Source organism: Kribbella sp. CA-253562 (assembly GCF_050942265.1).
Classification (GTDB): Bacteria; Actinomycetota; Actinomycetes; order Propionibacteriales; family Kribbellaceae; genus Kribbella.
The window spans coordinates 846,991-867,303 of the sequence record NZ_CP192049.1; the positions used below are offsets into that span (position 1 = coordinate 846,991).

24 protein-coding genes are annotated in these 20,313 nt (G+C 70.1%); 5 read left to right on the forward strand and 19 right to left on the reverse strand.

The window, feature by feature from the left end; all coding sequences use genetic code 11:
• Window positions 1-3 precede the first annotated feature (3 nt).
• From ACQPXM_RS04050 to alr, 3 genes are read right to left on the reverse strand one after another with little or no spacing between them, the layout of a single operon-like run.
• Window positions 4-642: a M15 family metallopeptidase gene (locus ACQPXM_RS04050; RefSeq protein WP_432944875.1), complete on the reverse strand. Its 639-nt coding sequence runs from the start codon at window positions 640-642 to the stop codon at window positions 4-6.
• Entirely contained in the window at window positions 623-1,597 is a 975-nt protein-coding gene (locus ACQPXM_RS04055) for a D-alanine--D-alanine ligase family protein (protein WP_432944877.1), read from the reverse strand. Before ACQPXM_RS04055 ends, ACQPXM_RS04050 begins: the two co-directional genes overlap by 20 nt.
• The gene (gene alr / locus ACQPXM_RS04060) at window positions 1,594-2,715 is read right to left on the reverse strand and encodes an alanine racemase (protein ID WP_432944879.1); all 1,122 of its coding nucleotides are present in this window, start codon (window positions 2,713-2,715) and stop codon (window positions 1,594-1,596) included. The genes ACQPXM_RS04055 and alr overlap by 4 nt, the downstream gene beginning before the upstream one ends.
• A gap of 216 nt (window positions 2,716-2,931) precedes the next feature.
• On the opposite strand from alr, the gene ACQPXM_RS04065 reads away from it, so the two are divergent.
• The gene (locus tag ACQPXM_RS04065; RefSeq protein ID WP_432944881.1) at window positions 2,932-3,477 is read left to right on the forward strand and encodes a CGNR zinc finger domain-containing protein; all 546 of its coding nucleotides are present in this window, start codon (window positions 2,932-2,934) and stop codon (window positions 3,475-3,477) included.
• On the opposite strand, the gene ACQPXM_RS04070 is transcribed toward ACQPXM_RS04065, so the two are convergent.
• The 5 genes from ACQPXM_RS04070 to ACQPXM_RS04090 form a co-directional block, all read right to left on the reverse strand.
• A complete protein-coding gene (locus ACQPXM_RS04070) occupies window positions 3,464-4,084 on the reverse strand; it encodes a GNAT family N-acetyltransferase (protein ID WP_432944883.1) in 621 nt (206 codons plus the stop codon). The genes ACQPXM_RS04065 and ACQPXM_RS04070 overlap by 14 nt on opposite strands.
• 39 nt (window positions 4,085-4,123) lie before the next feature.
• Window positions 4,124-5,266: an ROK family transcriptional regulator gene (locus tag ACQPXM_RS04075; RefSeq protein WP_432944885.1), complete on the reverse strand. Its 1,143-nt coding sequence runs from the start codon at window positions 5,264-5,266 to the stop codon at window positions 4,124-4,126.
• A gap of 112 nt (window positions 5,267-5,378) precedes the next feature.
• Window positions 5,379-6,083: a GAF and ANTAR domain-containing protein gene (locus ACQPXM_RS04080; protein ID WP_432944887.1), complete on the reverse strand. Its 705-nt coding sequence runs from the start codon at window positions 6,081-6,083 to the stop codon at window positions 5,379-5,381.
• Between the two features lie 202 nt (window positions 6,084-6,285).
• A complete protein-coding gene (locus tag ACQPXM_RS04085; protein ID WP_432944889.1) occupies window positions 6,286-6,756 on the reverse strand; it encodes a DUF1348 family protein in 471 nt (156 codons plus the stop codon).
• Window positions 6,749-7,078 (reverse strand): hypothetical protein, encoded by a 330-nt coding sequence (locus tag ACQPXM_RS04090; protein ID WP_432944891.1) that lies wholly within the window; start codon window positions 7,076-7,078, stop codon window positions 6,749-6,751. Before ACQPXM_RS04090 ends, ACQPXM_RS04085 begins: the two co-directional genes overlap by 8 nt.
• Window positions 7,079-7,140: 62 nt before the next feature.
• On the opposite strand from ACQPXM_RS04090, the gene ACQPXM_RS04095 reads away from it, so the two are divergent.
• From ACQPXM_RS04095 to ACQPXM_RS04105, 3 genes are all read left to right on the forward strand, one after another.
• Window positions 7,141-7,809: a TetR/AcrR family transcriptional regulator gene (locus ACQPXM_RS04095; protein WP_432944893.1), complete on the forward strand. Its 669-nt coding sequence runs from the start codon at window positions 7,141-7,143 to the stop codon at window positions 7,807-7,809.
• A gap of 1 nt (window position 7,810) precedes the next feature.
• Window positions 7,811-9,703 carry a Na+/H+ antiporter NhaA gene (gene nhaA, locus ACQPXM_RS04100; protein WP_432944895.1) on the forward strand — a complete coding sequence of 631 codons (1,893 nt, stop codon included), beginning with the start codon at window positions 7,811-7,813 and terminating at the stop codon, window positions 9,701-9,703.
• Between the two features lie 82 nt (window positions 9,704-9,785).
• Window positions 9,786-10,241: a rhodanese-like domain-containing protein gene (locus ACQPXM_RS04105; RefSeq protein WP_432944897.1), complete on the forward strand. Its 456-nt coding sequence runs from the start codon at window positions 9,786-9,788 to the stop codon at window positions 10,239-10,241.
• Between the two features lie 18 nt (window positions 10,242-10,259).
• Here the strand turns inward: ACQPXM_RS04105 and ACQPXM_RS04110 are convergent, their stop codons facing one another.
• The 7 genes from ACQPXM_RS04110 to ACQPXM_RS04140 all read right to left on the reverse strand — a co-directional run bounded on the left by ACQPXM_RS04110 (window position 10,260) and on the right by ACQPXM_RS04140 (window position 15,463).
• Complete coding sequence (locus ACQPXM_RS04110) at window positions 10,260-10,769, reverse strand: tetratricopeptide repeat protein (protein WP_432950939.1); 510 nt, start codon at window positions 10,767-10,769, stop codon at window positions 10,260-10,262.
• 81 nt (window positions 10,770-10,850) lie between these two features.
• On the reverse strand, window positions 10,851-11,711 hold the full coding sequence (locus ACQPXM_RS04115; RefSeq protein WP_432944899.1) for a pyridoxamine 5'-phosphate oxidase family protein: 861 nt from the start codon (window positions 11,709-11,711) through the stop codon (window positions 10,851-10,853).
• On the reverse strand, window positions 11,708-12,295 hold the full coding sequence (locus tag ACQPXM_RS04120; protein WP_432944901.1) for a CGNR zinc finger domain-containing protein: 588 nt from the start codon (window positions 12,293-12,295) through the stop codon (window positions 11,708-11,710). The genes ACQPXM_RS04115 and ACQPXM_RS04120 overlap by 4 nt, the downstream gene beginning before the upstream one ends.
• Before the next feature lie 65 nt (window positions 12,296-12,360).
• Entirely contained in the window at window positions 12,361-12,927 is a 567-nt protein-coding gene (locus tag ACQPXM_RS04125; RefSeq protein WP_432944903.1) for a DUF3105 domain-containing protein, read from the reverse strand.
• Complete coding sequence (locus ACQPXM_RS04130) at window positions 12,924-14,114, reverse strand: PqqD family protein (protein ID WP_432944905.1); 1,191 nt, start codon at window positions 14,112-14,114, stop codon at window positions 12,924-12,926. The genes ACQPXM_RS04125 and ACQPXM_RS04130 overlap by 4 nt, the downstream gene beginning before the upstream one ends.
• Window positions 14,111-15,205 (reverse strand): HesA/MoeB/ThiF family protein, encoded by a 1,095-nt coding sequence (locus tag ACQPXM_RS04135; protein ID WP_432944907.1) that lies wholly within the window; start codon window positions 15,203-15,205, stop codon window positions 14,111-14,113. The genes ACQPXM_RS04130 and ACQPXM_RS04135 overlap by 4 nt, the downstream gene beginning before the upstream one ends.
• Before the next feature lie 132 nt (window positions 15,206-15,337).
• Window positions 15,338-15,463, reverse strand: a complete 126-nt coding sequence (locus tag ACQPXM_RS04140) for a hypothetical protein (RefSeq protein WP_432944909.1) — start codon at window positions 15,461-15,463, stop codon at window positions 15,338-15,340.
• Between the two features lie 289 nt (window positions 15,464-15,752).
• Between ACQPXM_RS04140 and ACQPXM_RS04145 the strand changes: the two genes are divergently transcribed.
• Complete coding sequence (locus ACQPXM_RS04145; RefSeq protein WP_077017611.1) at window positions 15,753-16,151, forward strand: VOC family protein; 399 nt, start codon at window positions 15,753-15,755, stop codon at window positions 16,149-16,151.
• A 155-nt stretch (window positions 16,152-16,306) separates the two neighbouring features.
• On the opposite strand, the gene ACQPXM_RS04150 is transcribed toward ACQPXM_RS04145, so the two are convergent.
• The 4 genes from ACQPXM_RS04150 to ACQPXM_RS04165 form a co-directional block, all read right to left on the reverse strand.
• The gene (locus tag ACQPXM_RS04150) at window positions 16,307-17,467 is read right to left on the reverse strand and encodes a hypothetical protein (RefSeq protein ID WP_432944911.1); all 1,161 of its coding nucleotides are present in this window, start codon (window positions 17,465-17,467) and stop codon (window positions 16,307-16,309) included.
• Between the two features lie 155 nt (window positions 17,468-17,622).
• Entirely contained in the window at window positions 17,623-18,471 is an 849-nt protein-coding gene (locus ACQPXM_RS04155; protein ID WP_432944913.1) for an ABC transporter permease, read from the reverse strand.
• Window positions 18,468-19,409 carry an ABC transporter ATP-binding protein gene (locus tag ACQPXM_RS04160; protein ID WP_432944915.1) on the reverse strand — a complete coding sequence of 314 codons (942 nt, stop codon included), beginning with the start codon at window positions 19,407-19,409 and terminating at the stop codon, window positions 18,468-18,470. Before ACQPXM_RS04160 ends, ACQPXM_RS04155 begins: the two co-directional genes overlap by 4 nt.
• A gap of 14 nt (window positions 19,410-19,423) precedes the next feature.
• Complete coding sequence (locus ACQPXM_RS04165; RefSeq protein ID WP_432944917.1) at window positions 19,424-20,266, reverse strand: hypothetical protein; 843 nt, start codon at window positions 20,264-20,266, stop codon at window positions 19,424-19,426.
• Window positions 20,267-20,313 lie beyond the last annotated feature (47 nt).

The following is a 20,313-nucleotide window of genomic DNA, read 5'->3' on the forward strand; positions in this document are numbered from 1 at the left end:
CTGCTATCGAGGAACCCCTGACAGGACCGGGCGTTCGACCGGGCCGTAGATCGCGTGGGACTGCTGTTCGGTGAAGGCCCAGTAGCGGTCGCCGAAGGACCAGTGCCACCACTCGGTCGGATAGTTCACCAACCCGGCGGCTGTCAGTACGTCGGCCAGCAGCGCGCGGTTGGTTCTCGCCTCGCGGCTGATGTTGGCCGCGTCGAAGAAGCAGGCGCCGTTGGACTGTTCGGGGGTCGCGTCGATCGGTGTCCCGAGGTCGAACGGGCCGTGTTCGCCGATCAGCGTGAGGTCGACGGCCGCGCCCGCGACGTGTGGCGCGACGCCGACCGGGGAGACGAAGCGGCTGGCCAGGACGTGGGCCTCGTCGTCAGGGATGCCGGGGTTGAGCTCGGCCAGTTCAGCACGGTAGTCGTCGTAGATCCGGCGCTGCACCGCGAGGTCCCGCAGGCCCTCCACGACGTACAGGCGGACGCCGGTCGGCAGGAAGCTGTCCGCGATCGCGAGCCGGTCCGCCAACCCCTCCCGGACGAACTGGCGATCGCGCGCGAGCACGCCGCGCCCGTACAGGTCCACCAGTGGCTCACCGCTCTCGATCGCGGGGATCCGGGTGATCCGGTCGTCACTGAGCAGCACGGGCATGCGCGGTCTCCAGCAGGTTCTGTACGACAGCGGGGTAGGACATCCCGGCGGTCGCCCACATCCGGGGGAACTGCGAGGCGGCAGTGAAACCGGGGAAGGTGTTGATCTCGTTGACCACCGGCTCGCCGTCGGCCGGCACGAAGAAGTCCACCCGGGCCAGCCCTTCACAGCCCAGCGTCTCGAACACCTCGATGGCCGTCCGCCGCAAGGTCGCGGCCAGCTCGGCCTCCAGCGGTGCCGGTACGACGAACTGCTCCCCGGCGCCCTGCGCGTACTTGGCGGTGGTGTTGAAGAACGGCTGGCCGGGATCGCTGTGGATCTCCAGCGCGGGCGCGGCCTCGACCCGGCCGTCGGGGAACTCCATCACCGCGAGGTCGATCTCGCGACCGCGCATCTCCTGCTCGACCAGGATCTGACCTTCCAGCGCGGCGGCCGTGGCGATCGCCTCGGCCAGCGCGGCTGGTTCGGTCACTCGGGTGACGCCGTAGCTGGAACCACCGTTGCCGGGCTTGACGAAGACCGGGAACTCCAGACCGGCCGCCTTCAACTGCTGGTGCGCGGCTTCGGGATCGCGCAGGTCGGCGCCACGCAACGTGATCCCGGGCGTGACGGGCAGGCCGTGGGCGCGCAGGACGGCCTTGGCCAGGTGCTTGTCGAGGCCGACGGCGCTCGCCGCGATGCCGCTGCCGACGTACGGGACCTTCAGTTGCTGCAGGAATCCCTGGATGACACCGTCTTCGCCACCCTGTCCGTGCAGTGCCGGTACGACGACGTCGCAGGCCTGGAGCAGCTCGATCGCCTCGTGCTGCCCGTCGCGCCAGGTGCCGTCGGGCTCGATCACCAGCGCGATCACGGTGTGGCCGAGTTCGGCGGCCGCCTCGGCGATGCCCTGGCCACTGGCCAGCGACACGTCGTGCTCGGGGCTCGCGCCGCCGCTGATCACTGCGACCTTCACCGGGATGCCTCCTCGTAGCGGCGCGGCACCCGGGATCCGAGGCCGCAGTAGATCTCGTGCGGGATGGTGCCGGCCCACCGCGCCCAGTCGGCCGCGGTGGGCTCGCCGTGGTCGCCGGGACCGAAGACGATGACGGGCTCGCCGGGCTCGACCGGGATGTCGCCGGCATCGACCAGGAACTGATCCATGGCGATCCGTCCACGGATCGGCATTCGAACACCGCGAATCAGCACGCTTGCACTGGTGGCCGAGCGGGGGATCCCGTCGGCGTACCCCAACGGGATCAGCGCGATCGTCGTGTCCGTCGGCGTCACGTAGTCGTGGTGGTACGAGACGCCTTCGCCGGCGCGGATCCGGCGGACCTGCGCGACCTTGGTGACCAGCCGCATCGCCGGCCGCAGCCCGGTGCCCAGCTCGTCGATGCCGTAGAGGCCTGCGCCGATCCGGACCAGGTTGCAGTCCGGGGCGTCGAGGGTGAGGGCGCCGGCCGAGTTGGCCAGGTGGATCACGGACGGCTCGAGCCCCGCGCGCCGGGCCAGAGCGACCCCGGTGCGCAGGAGCTCGAGCTGGCGACGGCTGTGCGTCGCGTCGAGCTCGTCCCCGTGCGACAGGTGCGACCACAGGCCGCGGACCTTGACCGCGCCGAGCGCCTCGTAGTGCGCGGCTGCGCGGGTCAGCTCGATCCACTGGTCCGGCGTACTGCCCCCTCGGTGCAGGCCGGTGTCCAGCTTGAGGTGAACGTGGTGCACGCCCGGTGCGGACACGACCTGCTGCAGCTCGGCCACGGTCGCCACGCTGACGTCGACGTCGGACAGCCACATCAGCTCGGTCGCGTCGTACAGCCAGGCCAGGATCGGGACGGTCAGGCCGGCCGCGCGCAGTTCGAGTGCCTCGTCGGCGCGGGCGACGCCCAGCCAGGTGGCGCCGGCGTCGACGGCCGCCTTGGCGATCTGCACCGCGCCGTGCCCGAAGCCGTTGGCCTTGACGACCGCCAGCACTTCGGTGCCGGGCCGCAGCCGTTGCCGGAAGCTCCGCACGTTCGCCTTGACCGCGCCGAGATCGACCGCCGCCTCGGCCAGACCGAGGCAGGCACGGGCCGGACTCTGGACCAGGTTCATACCGGTCATTGTTGTTTCCGGCAACGAGGTACCACATCGGATCAAGGGCGGATGTTGCCGGTGGCCCGCGTACGACCCTGGTAGCACGAGGGTCCGCGACGGGCCATCCCTTAGGACGACCGGTTCGCCTCTTCGGGCAGCTGTCATCGTCCGTTCGTCGGGCACCGGTCAGCGGCGCCCGGCGAGGTCGGCACCGGCACCGGGGATACTGGGCCGGTGGAGGCAACCGATCACCTGCGCGACTCGCTGGCCGCCGCCGTCGCGCTGGCCAACACCTTCGGTGGCGAGTTCGCCCAGGGCCGGATCCGCCCGGCCGGCGACGAGGCCGGAGTCGAGGCTTCGCTTCGGCTGACCACACGCCGGATCCCCGCGATCGACCTGCCCACCTTCGCCGCCGGCGGCCGCGACCTGTACGCCGTACTGCGGCTGCTTCTCGACGGCGACACCGACGCGGCCGCCGACGGGGTGAACGCGTTGCTCGAGACCACCCGCGCTGCTCCTCGCCTCGTCCGCGAAGGGGATGCGCCCTGGCATCTGCACTTCGTCAGTCCGGGCGTCTCCGCGGCCACCGGATGGATCGCCGAACTGGCCACTGCCGTCGCGATGCTGGTGGGCAGCGATGCCTCCCGGCTGCGGAGTTGCGGTGCCGATCGGTGCGACAACCTGTTCCTGGACACCACCCGGAGCCGGACCCAGCGCTTCTGCTCGACGTCCTGCCAGAACCGCAGCAAGGTCGCCGCGCACCGGGCTAGGCGGCTCTAGCCGTCAACATTGTTGCTTGAGGCACCCAACCGAGCTTGCGATACAGCGCGGCTCCGTCGCTGCTGGCCATCAGCAACCCGGTTGTGGCCTGCCGCGCGACCGCCCGCTCGGCGAGCACGCCCATCACCACACTTCCGAGCCCCTGGCGCCGGAATGGCGTACTCGTGTGGACGTCGTGCATCACGGCGTCGTCTCCGACGACGGCCGCCATCCCGCGAGCGGCCTCCTCGCCGGCCAGGACCCGCACGCGTTCCAGTGCTCCCTCGGTCGTGGTCAGTACGTCGTACGGGGTCGTGCGGGTGGGGTGTTCCCGCAGGTCGGTCGTCATCAGGAGCTTGCGTTCGGCGAAAAGTCGAAGTCCGGCTGACTGCAGCTCCGCGGCGACCTCGTCCGGCTCCTGGGTGGTGACGGTGAGCCAGGTCGGCCGCGCGGCGCGCAGGGTTTCGTCGATCCACGGGGTCAGCGCTGCACCAGGCAGGGTGAAGAGCTCGCGGTGGCGGTCGGGCAGGCCGAGCGTGACGTCGAGGGCGGTGCGACGGTCGACGGCCGGGGAGAGGCCGCGGCACAGCCCCCAGCCGTACTGCCAGCGGCGGATCAGGTCGTCCATGGGTAACTGTCTATCATGAGATAGAGAGTTACCGAGAACTCAGCTGCCCAGTACGAAGGTCTGGATCGCGATCACCGCGGCGCCGCGGGCCCACTCGTCGAAGTCGGGGTCGAGCAGCACGATCGGGGGATCGGTCGCCTCCGGATGCCGGTCGGTGCGCAATCCGGTCAGCAGGGCGTCGTGGGCGACCTCGACCAGCCGGACGCCTTCGCCGCCGAGCACGACCCGGTCGGGCATCGTGAAGTTGGCCGCGGCGGCGATCAGCCGCCCGAGTGCCCGGCCGGCGCGGTCGGCCACCCGGCGGGCGGCGGGCTCGCCCGCGACCGCCAGGTCCAGGCACTCGTCGTACGTGACCGTGCGGCCCAGAGCCTCGCCGATCTCGCTGACGATGCCCTGCGTGGTGAGCAGCGTGCTGGCGCAGCCGACATGGCCGCGCTCGCAGCGCACACCGTCGGGCAGCAGAGGGTGGTGGCCGATCAGGCCGAGGCTGGATTCCGGGCTGTCGACGATCTGGTCGTGCACGACCAGGCCGTAGCCGACACCGGCCCCGATCGTGATCAGACAGAACCGGTCGGCGCCGCGTCCCGCCCCGAACCAGTGGGTCGCGGCGGTCAGCGCGGTGAGGTCGTTGGCGACCACCACCGGGACGTCGCTGTGCGCGCTCATCAGGTCGCCGAGCGGGACGTCCTCCCAGTCGAGGAACGACGCGTGGCGCACGTTGTTCTTGCCGGTGACCTGGCCGCCGAGCGAGATGCCGAGGCCGCTGAGTTCGCCGTCCGGGCGATGCGCGGCGAGGGTCTTGGTCAGCTCGGCGATCGTGGCGGCGACCGCGGTCGGGCTGTGGTCGGGCAGCGGCAGTTCGGCGGTGGCGATCACCTCGGCCCGCAGCGTCGTCAGTACGCCGACCGCGTCGTCGCCGGTCAGCTTGATCCCGACGAAGTGGTGCGCCGCCGGAACGATGTCGAGCGGCTGCGATGGCCGGCCCACTCGCGGATCGGTCGGTCCCGCGGTGACCTCGACCAGCAGACCCGATTCCAGCATCGGTTTCGTGATCCGGGTCAGGCTGCCCGGCGACAGACCGACCCGCCGCGACAACTCGGCGCGCGACAACGGCCCGTCCAGCAGGATCTCCAGCGCGACGCGGTGAGCCGGCCCCGCCAGCGGCTGCCACCCACCCGTCACCCGATCTCCCCCGTTCGCGCCGACTTCCACTGCGACGCAGAATACGCAATCCGCACCGCCGGCCCAGGGACGCTGTCCACCTCTGCCGGCGCCGCGGGGGTACGGCGTCGTCCTAGTGGGGGAGTTTGCGGGTGTCGATCAGTTGCTGGGCCACGTCGCGCAGCTTGGTGTTGTTGTCCTGGGAGTAGCGCTTGAGGATGGCGAACGCGCGGTCGCCGTCCACGTCGAAGCGCTCCATCAGGATGCCCATCGCCTGGCCGACCAGTTTGCGGGCGTCGACGGCCTGGGCCATCGTCTCCTCGTGCCGGGCGGTGGCGACCGCGACCGACGCGTGCCGGGCCAGGATGTGCGCGACCGCCTCGTCGTCCGGGCCGAACGCGTCCGGATCCGGGCTGTACAGGCCCAGGACGCCGACCGAAGCTGTCGGCCCCACGCCCGTCGTCAGCGACACGTCGAGCACCGACCGGACCCCGAGCTGGGCCACCTTCGCCGTCCACAGCGGCCAGCGGGTCTCGGTGGTGGTGTCGCGGATCAGGATGTTCGACCGGTCCCGCAAGGCGGTGACCAGCGGACCGTCCTGGTGGTCGATCTGCAGTTCGTAGACCTCGGCGACCACCGGGTCGGTGACCGCGGCGATCTCCGGCTTGGAACCCCGGCGGTGCAGCGCGACGCCGGCGTACGTGCAGTTCAGGGCCTGCAGGGCGAACTGGACGACCGCGTCGATCGTCTCCTCGACACCGGGTGCGTCGTGCATCTCGACCGCGAGCCGGGCGAAGGCGTCGGCCGACGTCCGCGCAGCAAGGTCGAAGTCAGCCATCAGGGCTCCAGACATGGGTCAGTGTCAGCGCACCCCGTGGCTGGAGTGATCCTCAGTGCACATCATGCAGGCTCCGGCGGCGGAACTGTTAGCCGGTCCGGTGTCAAATACCGATCAAACCTTCGGCGAACCGGGCACAGCGGCGCTGCCGCCGGGTTCGCAAGAGTCGGGAATGTCGATTCGGTGACGGTTCGGTGACGGGTCAGAGGCCGAGTTCGGTGAGCCCAGGGTGGTCGTCGGGGCGTGGGCCGGGTGCGTCCCAGTGCAGCAGCCGGTCGGCGGCGTCGATCCGCTGGTCGTTGATGCTGGCCTTGCGGATCCGCATCAGGCCGTGCTCGTCGAACTCCCAGTTCTCGTTGCCGTGTGAGCGATACCACTGCCCGTCCGCGTCGTGGGACTCGTACACGAACCGCACCGCGATCCGGTTCTCGCCGTACGTCCACAGTTCCTTGATCAGCCGGTAGTCCAGCTCGCGTTGCCACTTCTGGGTCAGGAACGTGACCACCTCGGCGCGGCCGGTGACGAAGGTGTCCCGGTTCCGCCAGGAGGTGTCCTCGGTGTAGGCGAGCGAGACGGCTTCGGGGTCGCGGGTGTTCCAGGCGTTCTCGGCGGCGCGGACTTTCTGCAGCGCGCTCTGCTCGGTGAACGGTGGCAGCGGCGGACGGTCAGTCATCGGAGCCTCCCGCGGGCTCGACCCGGCAGCGGAATCCGGCCGGGCCCGGTTCGCAGACCACCATGGCGTCGCTTTGACGCTCCGGATGGTGCCACGGCATCACGGCCTCGCCCGCGAGCAGCGCGTCGATGGTCTGCAGTTCGGGGTCCCGGGTCTCCGGGTGGTGCTGGTAGCCGGCGGCGCCGAGGGCGAGCGCCACCGCCATGCCGAGCAGGTTGACCTCGGTCGGCTGCTCGGGCCGGGCCGACCCCTCGGCCGGCTCGAGTCGCAGGCCACTGCCGGGAACGTCCACGATCCGCGCGACGTACTGTCCGTCTGTCATGACGCGAGCCTAGACCGGTTGTTTTGGGTTGTACATCCCAGTTTTTCGCGTACGCTGCGAGCATGAGGCTGACCAGCAAAGGTCAGGCGACCAAACAGCGCATCGTCCGGACGGCCGCCGGTCTGATCGCCGAGCGCGGCGTCGCCGGGACCAGCATCGAGAGTGTCCGGAGCGCGGCCGGGGTGAGCGGTTCGCAGATGACGCACTACTTCCAGGACAAGCGCAGTCTGGTCCAGGCCGTGGTCGCGCTGCAGGCGGACGCGATGGTGCGCTCGACCGAGCTGGACAGCTTCGACGCTCTGCGGCGATGGGCCGACGCGCACGTACAGCGGCAGATCGAGCTGGGCTGCACGGGTGGTTGCCGGTTCGGGTCGCTGGCGGGGGAACTGGCGGAGAGCGATCCGCAGACGCGGCAGGAGTTGGCGGCCGGGTTCGAGCGGTGGGAGGTCGCGCTGCGGGACGGGCTGCAGACGATGGCCGACCGGGGCGAGCTGCGGCCGGACGCGGATCCCGCGCGGCTGGCGACGTGCCTGCTCGGAGCACTCCAGGGCGGGATGCTGCTGACCCAGACGCACCGCGATCCCCGACCGCTCGAGGCGACGCTGGATGCGATGCTGAGCCACGTGGAGTCCTACGCCGCCGACCAGCACGCCGTACGGCGAACGTCCGGTTCCAGCGGCTCAGGGTCCGACGCTGACGGCGTACGGCGACTGAGCGATCGGGAAGGCTGACGTGTCGGAGTCGACCGCCCGGCTGACCGGGCGCTCGCGCTGGACCCGCGGGGTCGCGGCGCCGATGCGGGCCTTCCTGCGGACCGAGGCGGGCAGCTCCGGCGTCCTGGCGGCGGCGATCGTGCTCGCGCTGCTGTGGGCCAACCTGGCGCCGGACTCGTACGAGAGCTTCTGGCGCACCGAGTTCTCGCTGCGGTTCGGCGCGGAGGAGCTGGGGCTCGACCTGCGCGAGTGGATCAACAGCGGGCTGATGACGCTGTTCTTCCTGGTCGTGGGGCTGGAGGCCCGGCGCGAGTTCGACCTGGGCGACCTGCGCGAGCGCAGCCGGTTCGTGCTGCCGGTGGTCGCCGGCGTGGCGGGCATGATCCTGCCGGTCCTGATCTTCCTGTCCTTCAACGCCGGCGGCGACGGCGCGCACGGCTGGGGCGTCGCGATGTCGACCGACACCGCGCTCGCGCTCGGTCTGCTGGCGCTGGTCGGGCGCGGCGTACCGGACCGGGTCCGGGTGTTCCTGCTCACCGTCTTCGTGGTCGACGACCTGATCGCCCTGCTGGTGATCGCGGTGGTCTACAGCGAGAACATCTCGTTCATGCCGTTGCTGATGGCAATTGTTGCCTTCGCCGTGCTGTTCGGGCTGGCGCTGGCCGGCGTCCGCAAGCCGTGGGTCTACGTGCTGCTCGGCGTGCTCACCTGGGCGTCGCTGCTGACGTCCGGGGTCGATCCGGTGGTGGCCGGCCTGGCGATCGGGCTGACCGCACCGGCGTACTCGCCGGGGCGGGACGACCTGGAGCAGGCGAGTGGGCTGTTCCGGTTGTTCCGCGAGCAGCCGACGCCCGAGCTGGCGCGCAGCGCGTCCCTCGGGCTGAACTTCTCCCTGTCGCCGAACGACCGGCTGCAGCACTTCTACCACCCGTGGACCAGCTACCTGATCGTCCCGCTGTTCGGCCTGGCCAACGCGGGGATCCCGATCGACCTGGACTTCCTGGGCCAGGCCTATACGTCGCCGATCACGCTCGGCATCATCGTCGGCTACGCCGTCGGCAAGCCGCTCGCAGTGACGATCACGTCGTGGGCGCTGGCCCGGTTCACCCGCGGGCGGGTCGTGCCGCTGGTCGGCTGGGTCGGCGTCCTGGGTAGCGGCACGATCGCCGGCATCGGTTTCACCGTGTCGTTGCTGATCGCAACGTTGGCGTTCGACGGGCCGGAGCTGGCCGAGGCGAAGCTCGGGCTGCTGACCACCCTGGTGATCGCGTCGGCGGTGACCTGGTCGGTGTTCCGGGCCGCGAAGCTGCTCTCACCGCCGCAGAAGGCGGCCGCCCTGCTGGGCAACGCCGAGCAACTGGTCGACCTCGTCGACCCCGTCGACCAGCAGTGCGACCACGTCCGCGGTCCGGAGAACGCGTCCGTGACGCTGGTCGAGTACGGCGACTTCGAGTGCCCGTACTGCGGACTGGCGGAGAACGTGGTCCGCGACCTGCTCAAGGACGACGACCTTCGGTATGTCTGGCGACATCTGCCACTGACCGACGTGCACCCGCGCGCGCAGATCGCGGCCGAGGTCGCCGAAGCCGCGGCGGCGCAGGGCCGGTTCTGGGAGATGCACGACCTGCTGCTCGCCAACCAGGACAAGCTCCAGCCCGCCGACCTGATGCGGTACGCCGAACAGCTCGGCCTGGACCTCGAGCGCCTGCACGACGACGTGAAACGCCACGTCGCCGCCGGCCGGGTCGCCCGCGACGTCGAGACCGCCGACCTGAGCGGTGTGTCCGGGACGCCGACGTTTTTCATCAACGGGCAACGGCACTACGGCGCCTACGACATCGAGACGCTCACCAAGGCGATCAAGACCGCGCGAGCGCGGGCCCTGGTCGCCGAGCGCAATGGCGGTAATTAGTCCCAGAAGGTCATTTCTGCCACTTCTCTGCTGGCGGTCCGGTCCGCGACGCTGGGGACTCCTCGAACCACAGGGAGATCCCATGTCCGCAGTGCTCCAGGTCCCGCCGGCGTCGGCCGAGCTCGCCGTCGCCCACTTCGCCGCCCGCCTGGCCTTCGAGACCGACTGCTCCGACGTTGCCGCGGACCTCGGCGCCGGTGCCGACGACTGGGTGCTGATCGACACCCGCAGCCAGGAGAGCTGGGACCAGGGCCACGTGCCCGGCGCGATCCACCTGCCCACCCGCGAGATCGCCGCCCGCGCGGCGACCGTCGTACCGGCCGGTGCCGCGGTGGTCACCTACTGCTGGGGCCCGGCCTGCAACGGCGCCACCAAGGCCGCGCTCGAGTTCGCCCGCCTCGGCCACCCGGTGAAGGAGATGCTCGGCGGCTTCGAGTACTGGACCCGCGAAGGCCTCCCGGTCGAAACGGCCGACGGCATCACCCGCCGCCCGGTCGACCCGCTGGTCGCACCCCGTGGCGTGGCCTGCGCGTGTTGAGCTCGCGAGTTCCGGGAGTCAGTGCGAGGCCAGGTAGTCCGCGTTGCCGCGGATGGCGGCTTCGTAGCGCTTGAGCTCCGGGGCGTCGACGCGGTCGGCGATGACGAGCAGGAGGGTCGCGAGGGCCTTGTCCTTGCGACCCGCGGCGTTCAGCGTGAGAGCCTTGAAGACCCGCAGCGCGTCCGACTCCGGGAACTCCTGGCAAGCCTTGGTGAACACCGCCAGCGACTCGTCGTACCGGCCGAGGTTGCGCAGGGTGCTGCCGTACTGCAGCAGGCAACGGCGCTTGGTGTCGCCGCTCAGACCGGGCAGCGCGCGCTCGTAGTACACCAGCGCCTTCTCCTCCTGCCCGTCGGTGTCGTACGAGCCGCCGACCTCGTACAGCACGTACGGGTTACCGGGATGCTCGCGCAACAGGTCCTCGAAGAAGGCGATCGTCGGCGCCATGTTCGCCCGGTCGCGGCGCGCGAACGCCGCCTCGATGGTCGCCGCGAGTTCCGGCGTCAGCGTTTCACTCACAGCGACCATCATGCCTCGTCCGCGAAACGCCGCCGGTAGCACGTCACCCGCGGCTGCGTGACCTCGAACTCCGCCGTTGCCATCCAGCGATCAGATGGACCCTGTCAGTATCGACCGGACCGGAGTGAAGCGGACGGCGCGACCTGTCTCGGTCGGTGCGTCCCAGTCGATCGTCGCGGTTCCGGACAGGTGCAGCGAGGCTCCGGTCGGGAAGTCGACGAACAGCAACGCGGCTTCCGGATCGGCGACCAGGTTGCCGAGGCTGTTGAACATGTTGTTGCCGGGCTTGTCGGCCCACCACAGCTCGTCGCCGTCGATGTGCACCGTGCCACCCTTGTGTGACGTGTCCGCGCCGCGCTCCTGGTGGGTCGTGCCGAGGAAGAACGTGTCCGAGCGTTCGATCAGCTCGCGGCCGAGCAGTCCGTTGGCGGTTTGATTCGTCGTGCTCGCGCTGGTTGCTGGCGGCAACGGCCTGGGATGGATGTACTGCGGGCAGTTGCCGTAGGCCTGGTCGGCGGTCAGGACGAGCGTGTCCGGCGTACTCACAGTCAGGGTGCCGTTGACCCGGACCCGGCGGCGGATCGCGAACTCGATCACGATCAGCCCGGCGGGCTGGTCGGCCGGCAGCAGGTGCAGGGGATCGCCCTCGGGCAGACCCGCGTGCACGGTGAGCGTCGTACCGGACGCGTCGAGGAAGCCGGCCGGGCCGCGCAGCGGGGACGTCCACAGGCGTCCTTCGGCGTCCCGCCCGGTGATGACGGCGAACTCACGCTGCGCCAGGAACTTCTGCGCGCCGCCATCGAGCAGCGGCGGCCGCAGCATTCCTTCCAGGCGTGATGCGTCGTGCTGTACGCCGGCCCGTCGCTGCACCGCCAACTCGCCTTCGTGGAATCCGACGGCCGGCCTGGCCCGTACGGCGCTTGGCGGGACCGGCCGATCGACTGTGGTCATGCGTGCCTCCGGGTCTTGTCGTAGTGCCGGGCGACGCGGGCGCGATTGCCGCAGATGCTGCCGACGCACCACTGGCGGCGTTTGTGCTCGGCCAGGAAGAGCATCGAGCACTGGGGATTGGCGCAGCGCCGCAGCAGCGTCAGTTGCTCCGGGTCGGCCAGCAGTTCGATCGTTTCGCGGGCGATCGCGGCCAGCTTGGCGTTGCCGCCGTACTCCGGGTGGTAGCGCGTCTCGATGTGTCCGTCGGCGCCGAGCCGCACACTCTGCGGAGCCGCCGCCGAGGCCGCGTTCAGGTCCTCGATGGCGGTCGCCAGCGGTCGGCGGTCGGTGAGTTGGGCGTCGAGCACCTCACGTACCGCGGACCGCAGTCGCCGGGTCGCGACGACGTCCGGGATCGGTCCTTCCGGCAGCCGGCCCGCCTGCAATTGCCACCAGGCGGCGTGTTGTTCGTCGGACCGGATCAGGTCCGTCACCGGGTCCGTCACGAGGATCTCGGTGTCGGCGAGGTCGAGCGCGACCAGCGGTTCGCCGCCCATGCCGAAGCCGGCGTCGAGCAGTTGCGTGACGGTCGGCCTGATGGTCATAAGTCAACCGTACGCGTTAGTTCAAGCTGGATACAACCGATAACGCTAATGGTTATTGGGAGTATTTAATTGACACAGTCGGTGGCGCCGTCGCGCCACTGGTGGTTGTAGCGGGTGGGGACCTTGGTGGCGAAGGCCTCGACCTTGGCGGCGTCGAAGGTGTCGAGCTTCTGCAACCGTTGCCAGCCGGTCAGGGCGATGCCGCGCCCGATGGCGGGGTACGGCGCGACGACCACGTCGCGCGGATAACGGCGGCCGATCGACTCCAGGCGTTCGACGTCGGCGGCGGGCACGTCGTCGGCGTACTGGAGCAGGACGTGGCCGTGCTCGAGGATGTGGACCTGGAGCTCGGGAGCGATCGGGGCGCGGTAGATGCCAGGGATGACGACGCGCGGCGAGTGCGGGCCGGACGTCGGCGGCAGGGTCCGGTACGGGTCGTGCGCGGCGCCTTGGTAGGCGATGTGGCGGTTGCCCTCGAACGGTTGCGGCGTACCGGGGACCTCCTCGCACGGTAGTGCCTGCTTGTCGCCGAACTGGCCGAGCAGCACGCCGAAGGCGAAGCTCGACATCGTCAGCACGCTCAACGTGGTGACCAGGATGCCGACCAGTACGCCGTACTTGCGGCGCTTCACCGGACCGCCTGACGGCGGTTGCGCAGCACGACCCACAGCGGCAGGAAGACGTTGACCGAGGTGAACAGCAGCAGTACGACGCCCTCCCACCAGTACAGGCTCGCGAACGGCGCCCCGACCAGGACGCCGAACGCCCAGCCGAACGTGACCTTTGCGCTGGGCAACAAGAAGTGGAAGGCGAACCACAGCATCCAGGTGAAACCGGTCAGGTAGAGCAGCCGGTACCAGCGGGCGACGCGCAGATCCCGCGGGTTCGCGTCCCGCAGGATCACCTGCTCGGCCGGCTTCAACCGGCGGACCAGCTTCTTCAGCGACAACCTGGTGACCTGGTGCAGGTTGCCGCAGCCGGTGGCCGTTGCCATCACCAAGTACATGTCGGTCCGCAGATAGGCGAGCGTCTGGAACGCGAGCTTGGCGATCTGGCTCAGCACGACCATCGCGAGCAGGCGGATCAGCCCCGGCGGCAGGTCGATCCAGCCGCGCGACCACGCGTACCGCGGCGCGACCGCCGCGAACAGGATCACGCTGTCGATCGCCATCCCCGCCAGGAACGGCCCGTACCGCTTGGCCGGCGGCAACGCCCACAACCCCGTCAGGTCGGTCTCCAGCACGGGAAAGATGCCGCGCCGCTCGACCCGCAGCCGCGACGGCACCCCGACGGCCGCACCGGCGAACGCGTGCCACAGCTCGTGCACGATCGTCAGCAGCACGACGACCACGTTGGTGACCAGCAGGCTGAGCACGATGTCGGGAAAGATGAACGTGTCCTCGTACGTCGGCCGCAGCGACGGCTCGACGGCGAACATCACCAGCGCGGCGACCAGGCACCCGGCGTACACGACCCAGGCGACGGGGCTGAACAACGGGCGGACCAGCCACGCGGGGATGCGCGAGGCCGACCAGTGTTTGGCGGTCTTGGCGGCCGCGCTCGGCTCCACCACGATGCCGGCGTCGAGCAGGACCTCGGCGAAGTCGAGCGCGTCGATCGGCTCGCCGGTCTCGCGCTCCAGTTGCTCGGCCGCTTCGGCCACGGTCCGGCCCTGGCCGAACAGCTCGACGAGCCGGGCGCCGATCTCCGGTACGACGACGAACGTGCCGGTGGCCGGGTCGCCGACGACGTACTCGTCCTCGTCCTCGCGCCGGACCACCAGGTGGTCGACGGCGAGCCGGCTGGTGGTCGCGATCACTGGCCGACCCAGCCGCAGGTCCCGCACTTCTCGCCGGGCGTCGGCCGGACAGCGTAGTGGTAGGTCAGGTCGGTCAGGCTCAGGTGGAACATCCGGCCCAGCGTGCTCGGCGGGATGCCGCCCAGGTGGTAGATCGCGTCGAGCGCGGCGAGGTGGCCGGTGAGATTCGCGGTCGGTGCGATCACGGCGTGGCCGGTGAACGGGAACAGTTCCTCGGGCTCGAACCCGTGCTGGTCGACGAGCCGGTCGCGGACGCTGGGGAGACATGCCTGGCAGCAGGTTCGGCCCGGGACGAAGAGGCCGACGACGGCCATCGGACCGGCGTACTGGGCGATCATCCAGGGGGTCGCTGTGCGCAGGGCGGCCTCGTTGGTCCAGGTGCGGATCAGGTCCATCGGCTGGTCGGCGCAGAGCACGAGCAGGTCGCGGTCGCGCATCAGGCGGGCGACGTCGTCGGTGCTCGCGACGCGGGTCTCCTCGCCGGTGACGTCGACGTGCGAGTTGATCGCGCTCAGGCGGGTGACGGCCGTCGCGACCTTGGGCCGGCCGAGGTCTTCTTCGGTGTAGAGCAGTTGGCGGGTGAGATTGCCGGCCTCGACGACGTCGAAGTCGACGCAGTGCACGGATCCGACACCCGCCGCCACCAAAGACGACGCCACGGCGGATCCCGTGCCACCGAGGCCCAGTACGACGACGCGACTGCGCTTGAGCTGCGCTTGTACGGCGTACCGGGAGGGGCGCGGGGTGAGATCGACCCAGGCGTAGTAGTTGAAGGCACGGTCGTAGCGGTCCAGCTCGTCGGGGCCCAGCTCCGGCGGCGGTGGCGCGGCCGCGTCCTCGACGTAGCCGGCGGCGATGATCGTCTCCAGCATGTCGGCCGCCTCGTCGACGGTCAGGTCGGTGCGCTCGGTCAGCTCGGCGACGATCCCGGCTCGGTCACGGGTGCCGTCCATCAGCCCGAGCAGCGTCCACAGCGCGCCGTCCTCGTCGTCGATCTCGGCGCCGATGCCGACCTGCCGGCCCCCGATGTTCACCAGCACCGGCGTCAGCCGGACCGGTTTGTGGATCCCCTTGATCTTCGGTCGTTCCACGCGCGTGCCCCTCCCCAGGTGCAGACCGGCCGAACCGGGGCGCGGGTGATGAGCCCGCGCCCCGATCCGTCGTACCGTTCAGGGCGCGTCGCTCGATCCCGCGTCTACTGCGCGGGATCGAGCGACACACCCTTAGCCGCAGAGCTCGTTGCGGCAGCCCGGGTCCGCGATGATCATCGCGGTCGTCTCGAGCTTCTCCAGCTTGCGCACCATGATCTTGCGCGGCTCCGGCTTGTTCTCGGCCTTCTTCTCCATCATCTTTCCTCCCATTGGCAGTGGCGGATCGCCGACGTCATGACAGCACCGGCTTTCACCACCGCACAAGGGCCGGATTTCACGCTGCGTTGTCAAGCGAACGCATCATTGTCACCGTTCAAGCACCCACTTGCGGGTAATCCCTTGCCTGCCGTGGATCCCGGTGATGGGCCGCACCTGCTCGACCCTGCGCCGGCCGGTTTCGCACAGTGATTGCCCAGCGCAAGATCCGGGGTGAGCAATTTCGGCCGTTTATGCCTGCGGTCGCCCTTTCCGGGGCGACAATCGGCAAATGAGCGAGCAGATCAAGCAACTGCGACTGGTGGTCACGGCGCCCGACTACGCGGAGGCGGTCGCGTTCTACCGCGACGTCCTCGGCCTGACCGAAGAGGAGGCCTACACCTCCGAGAACGGCAGCGTGACGATCCTCAACGCGGGCCGCGCGACGCTGGAGATCACCGACCCGAACCACGCCGCCTACATCGACGACGTCGAGGTCGGCCGCCGCGTCGCCGGCCAGTTCCGCGTCGCCCTCGAGGTCACCGACGCGACCGGCACCACCCACACCCTCACCGAAGCCGGCGCGAACCTGATTGCCCCACCCACCCGTACGCCGTGGAACTCCCTCAACGCCCGCCTGGAAACCCCCGGCGGCATCCAGCTCACCCTCTTCGAGGAACTAGGCGAGTAACCGGTCGCGGTAGAGATCCCGCAGCAACGCGATCTCCGCGCCGTGGTGCAGGATCTCCCGCTGCACATGCAACCGATCCCCGGCAGCCCGCACATTCCAAGCCAGTCAAAACCCATCGCAGCAGTCTTCGAGGCCCTGACCACCGATCAAACGCTTCAGCTGTCGATCGCTGCGAGCAACTGGTGTAGTCCGGCGCGGGTCATCGGGCGGTCGAGCAGGTCGAGCGTGCCGCGTTCGGAGACGTCGGCCTGGTCGGCGTCCGAGGGGTCGATGGCTTCGCAGATGGTGTTGTACGTCCAGTTCAGGTACGCCGTCGTGGCGACGGCGAAGGACGACAGGTCCAAGTCCGGCCACGTGCCGGCCGTCTCGGTGTAGCCGCGCCGGAAAGCCTTCGCTGCTTCGACGTTGAGGTGTGGGCGCAGGGCCCACTGCCCCAGGGCGACGCCGACTTCCTGCGTGGCGGGCAGGGAGCCGGCGAAGTCCCACTCGGTGATCACCAGTTGGTCCTGGTGGCCGATCCGGACGTGCTCGGGGATGAGGTTGCTGTTGCACAGGATGAGGTCGGCGTCGAGGTCGGCATCGATCGTGCGCAGCTCCGCCAGGACCGGCAAAGTCCGCGCGAGTTGGTCAGCCCAGGGCTTGCGGGCCGCCCGCGCCCTGCTCAGCAGGTCCTGCCACTCGGCGTCCGACTTCCGCGTGGTGACGTACCAGTGGACCGGCGAGTCAGCCGGAAGCGCGAGCGAATGCAGCGTCCCGTACGCCGAACCGACCTGACGGGCGATCGCGGCAGGTGCCGGAAGGACCGGCGACGGCCCGACCTCGATCCATTCGTGGACCCGCCAGTTCCCGTCCTGGACGGACTCGATCAGGCGGCCGGAAGGGCTGCGGACCGGCGTCGGCGCGCACAATCCGGCCCCGACCGCGGCATCGCGGAGGCGCGCTCCCCGTTCGGCTTGCTCGTTGGTGATCCAGGGGTAGACGGTGACGGCCAGCCAGCGCCCCCGATCGGTGGTGAGCGACCAGCAGCGGCCCATCGGCGTGAAGGAAACCGGCGCCGCCGGGGCGACCAGCACTCCGAGACCGAAGGCGTCGGCCAAGGCCTCGGCAAGTCCTTCCGGCGGCACCGGTACGCCGGCCGCGCGGCGCTCGACTTCGCTTCTCAGCTCGGCCCACTCGCGCAGCCCGTACTCGACGGCCAACGCGCGTTGCGCGTCGGCCAGTGTCGCCGTCGGCGACGACTCACGCAGGGCGGCCAGCAGGTCCTTGGCCTCGCGACGCAGGAATCCCAGGCTCGGTTTGTCAGGCAGATATCTCACAGCGCGTCCTCTCGCGCCCGGACTCGCACGGGCCAAGGAACGCGGTGGACAACGCAGTGGGGTGGCTTCCAGCCTTCCGGCGAGTCTCGACGCGGCCCCGGCCACGCACGAACGACCGTACCGGACGCCCCACCACGAAGTCCATCAACGGATCGTCAGAGGTCCTTGCGGCTGAACGACAGCGCCGCCAGCGACCACAGCATCGCGACCCAGACCACGACCCAGACCAGGTAGGCGGGCGTCAGCGGAGCGGCGCCGAGGAACGGGAAAGCCTCGCCGTCGCCGTCGCCGAACTGCATCAGCGCCGACGGGTCCTGGAAGGCGTGCATCGCGCCGCGCCACAAGCCGTCGGTGGGCAGGAAGATGCGCGACAGCGTGCCGATCCGGGCGATCGCCTCGTTGCCGAGGGACGCGCCGAGGCCGCCGACCACGCCCGCCACCCACGTCGTACCGAAGAGACCTACGGCAACAACTCCCGACGCCATGGGCGAGATCGCTGTCGACAGCAGCACGGCGAGCGTCAGCAACACGGTGGTTTGCGCGGCCAGCAGGGCGAGTGCGCCGGCGGGGTTGGGTGGCCAGTAGCCGACCGTGATCCAGACGACCAGGCACTGCGCCAGCCCCGCCAGTACGACGAACCCGCCGCCGAAGGTGACCAGTCCGAGCCACTTGCCCAGCAGGAAGGCGGATCGGCGTACCGGTCGGGCCAGGACGGTCAACGCGATCCCGGACTCGGTCTCGCCGGCCAAGGTCGGGCCGGTGAGGAACGCGGTGCCCAGCGCGGCGATCAGGCTGAAGCCGAACATCACCAGATTGAGCAGGATCGACGCCGTCAGGCGCGCCTCGCCGGACGTCATCGTGCCGCCGGACTCCGCCGCCAGGCGCGAGAAGCCCCAAGCGGACAAGGCGAGCAGCAGAACGGTCAGGATGCCGAGGGCAAGCATCACCCGGCGGCGCGAGGCCTCGCGCAGGGTCAGGCCGGTGATGGTGAGGACAGTGCTCATTGGTCCGCCTTGCGCAGGATTCCGAGGAGACGTTCTTCCAGGGTGATGCGGCCCGGCTCGACGGCGTGGATCTTGACGCCCAGACCGGCCAGATCGCTGATCAGCGCGGGAACGATGGTGTCGTCGTCGGCGGGCAGGGCGACGGTGATCCAGTCGCCGGTGTGGTCGAGCACGGTGGTTTCGGCCAGCCTCGCGGTGGCTGCGGGAGTGACCCCGGTGAGGTGGAGACGAAGCTCGCGCTGTCCGAGCAGCTCGGCCAGCGAGCCGGCCGCGGCGACGCTGCCCCGGTCGAGGATGACCACCCGGTCGCAGACCCGCTCGACCTCGCCGATCAGGTGCGAGTTGAGCAGTACGGCGACCTGACGCGACTTCAGCTCCAGGACGATGTCGCGCACGTCGGCCCGGCCGAGCGGGTCGAGCGCGCTGGTCGGCTCGTCCAGGATCACGAACTCCGGCCGGGCGACCAGCGCGACGGCCAAACCGAGCCGTTGCTGCATGCCTTTGGAGAAGCCGCCGACCCGGTCGCGCACTCGTTGCCCCAGGCCCACGAGTTCGAGGCACTCGTGCCGCTCCTGAGCGGAGACGTCGGCACGGGCGAGTTTGACGTGCAAGGCCAGGACTTCGGCAGCACTCAGCCAGGGCTGGTAGCGGAACAGCTCGGGCAGGTAGCCGACGCGGGCCCGCGCGGCGGGATCGCCGGCGGGCCGGCCGAGCAGCAGCGCCTCCCCGGCGTCCGGCGTGACCAGGCCGAGCATCATCTTGATCACGGTCGTCTTGCCGGCGCCGTTCGGGCCGAGCAGTCCGACGATCTCGCCGCGGGAGACCTCGAGCGACACGTCCTCGACCGCCGTGCGCTTCCCGTACCGCTTGCGCAACCCCGAACACCGGACGACCGGCTGCGCGGCCGGTTCGGCCGGCGTACGGGTTTCGTTGCTCACGGCATCGATGGCGTTCAGCGCAGGCTCCGGGCGACGTCCAGGACCTCGTCCTTGTCCAGCGAGCCGGCCACGGCGGTGACCACGCCGTCGGACACCCACACGACCGCCGAGACAGCCCGGTCGCGGGTGGTCAGAACCGTTGCCTGATGCCCGTTCACCTTCGCCGTCGAGCTCTTCACCTGCTCAGCCGGGACCGGCAGCGGCAACGTCGACCCGTCCCCACCGAACGCCCGCAGCTTGGCCGCGACGTCCGCCGGGATGCCCGGCAACGACAGCAGGTAGTCGCGGGCCGTCGCGAACTCGATGCCCGTCGAGTGGGCCGTGGGCGCGATCGCGCGGCCGACCAGCAGCGCCGGCGCACCGCTCGCCGACTTCCACACCTGCGCGACGCCCGGGCCCGCGTCGAGCCGGATCGGCTGCCCGTCCAGCCCCGCGGGCGGCGCCGGCAACTTCTCCCCGGCCTTGTCCGCCGCCTGCTCGGCGCGGGCCGCCGAGAAGGTGAAGCTCACGCTCACCTTCCCACCCACCTGGTACGACGGGTTGCCGGTCACACCGCTGGGCAGCTTGCTGACCTCCGGCACGTCCAGACCCGACTGCACCCCGGCGGCAGTCGCGTCCTTCACCTCGCGGACGCCGTTCGCGCCCGTCACGGCGACGTCGCCGTACGCCCGGAGGTCGGGCAGGGCCACCAGATCGGCCGCGCTCAGGCTCACCGGTGCCACCTGCTGGGTCTGGAAAATCGGCAGCCAGTCCTTGGCGGCCGCCGTACCGGCGCCGGCGATCACCACCGTGACAGCCAGTACGGCGACCAGTGGCCGCGTGACAAGGGTCGTCAGTCTGCGAGGAAGCGTCGTCATGCATTGAAGATCGCTCACTATCGATCGAAAGTCAATAGATAGCGAGC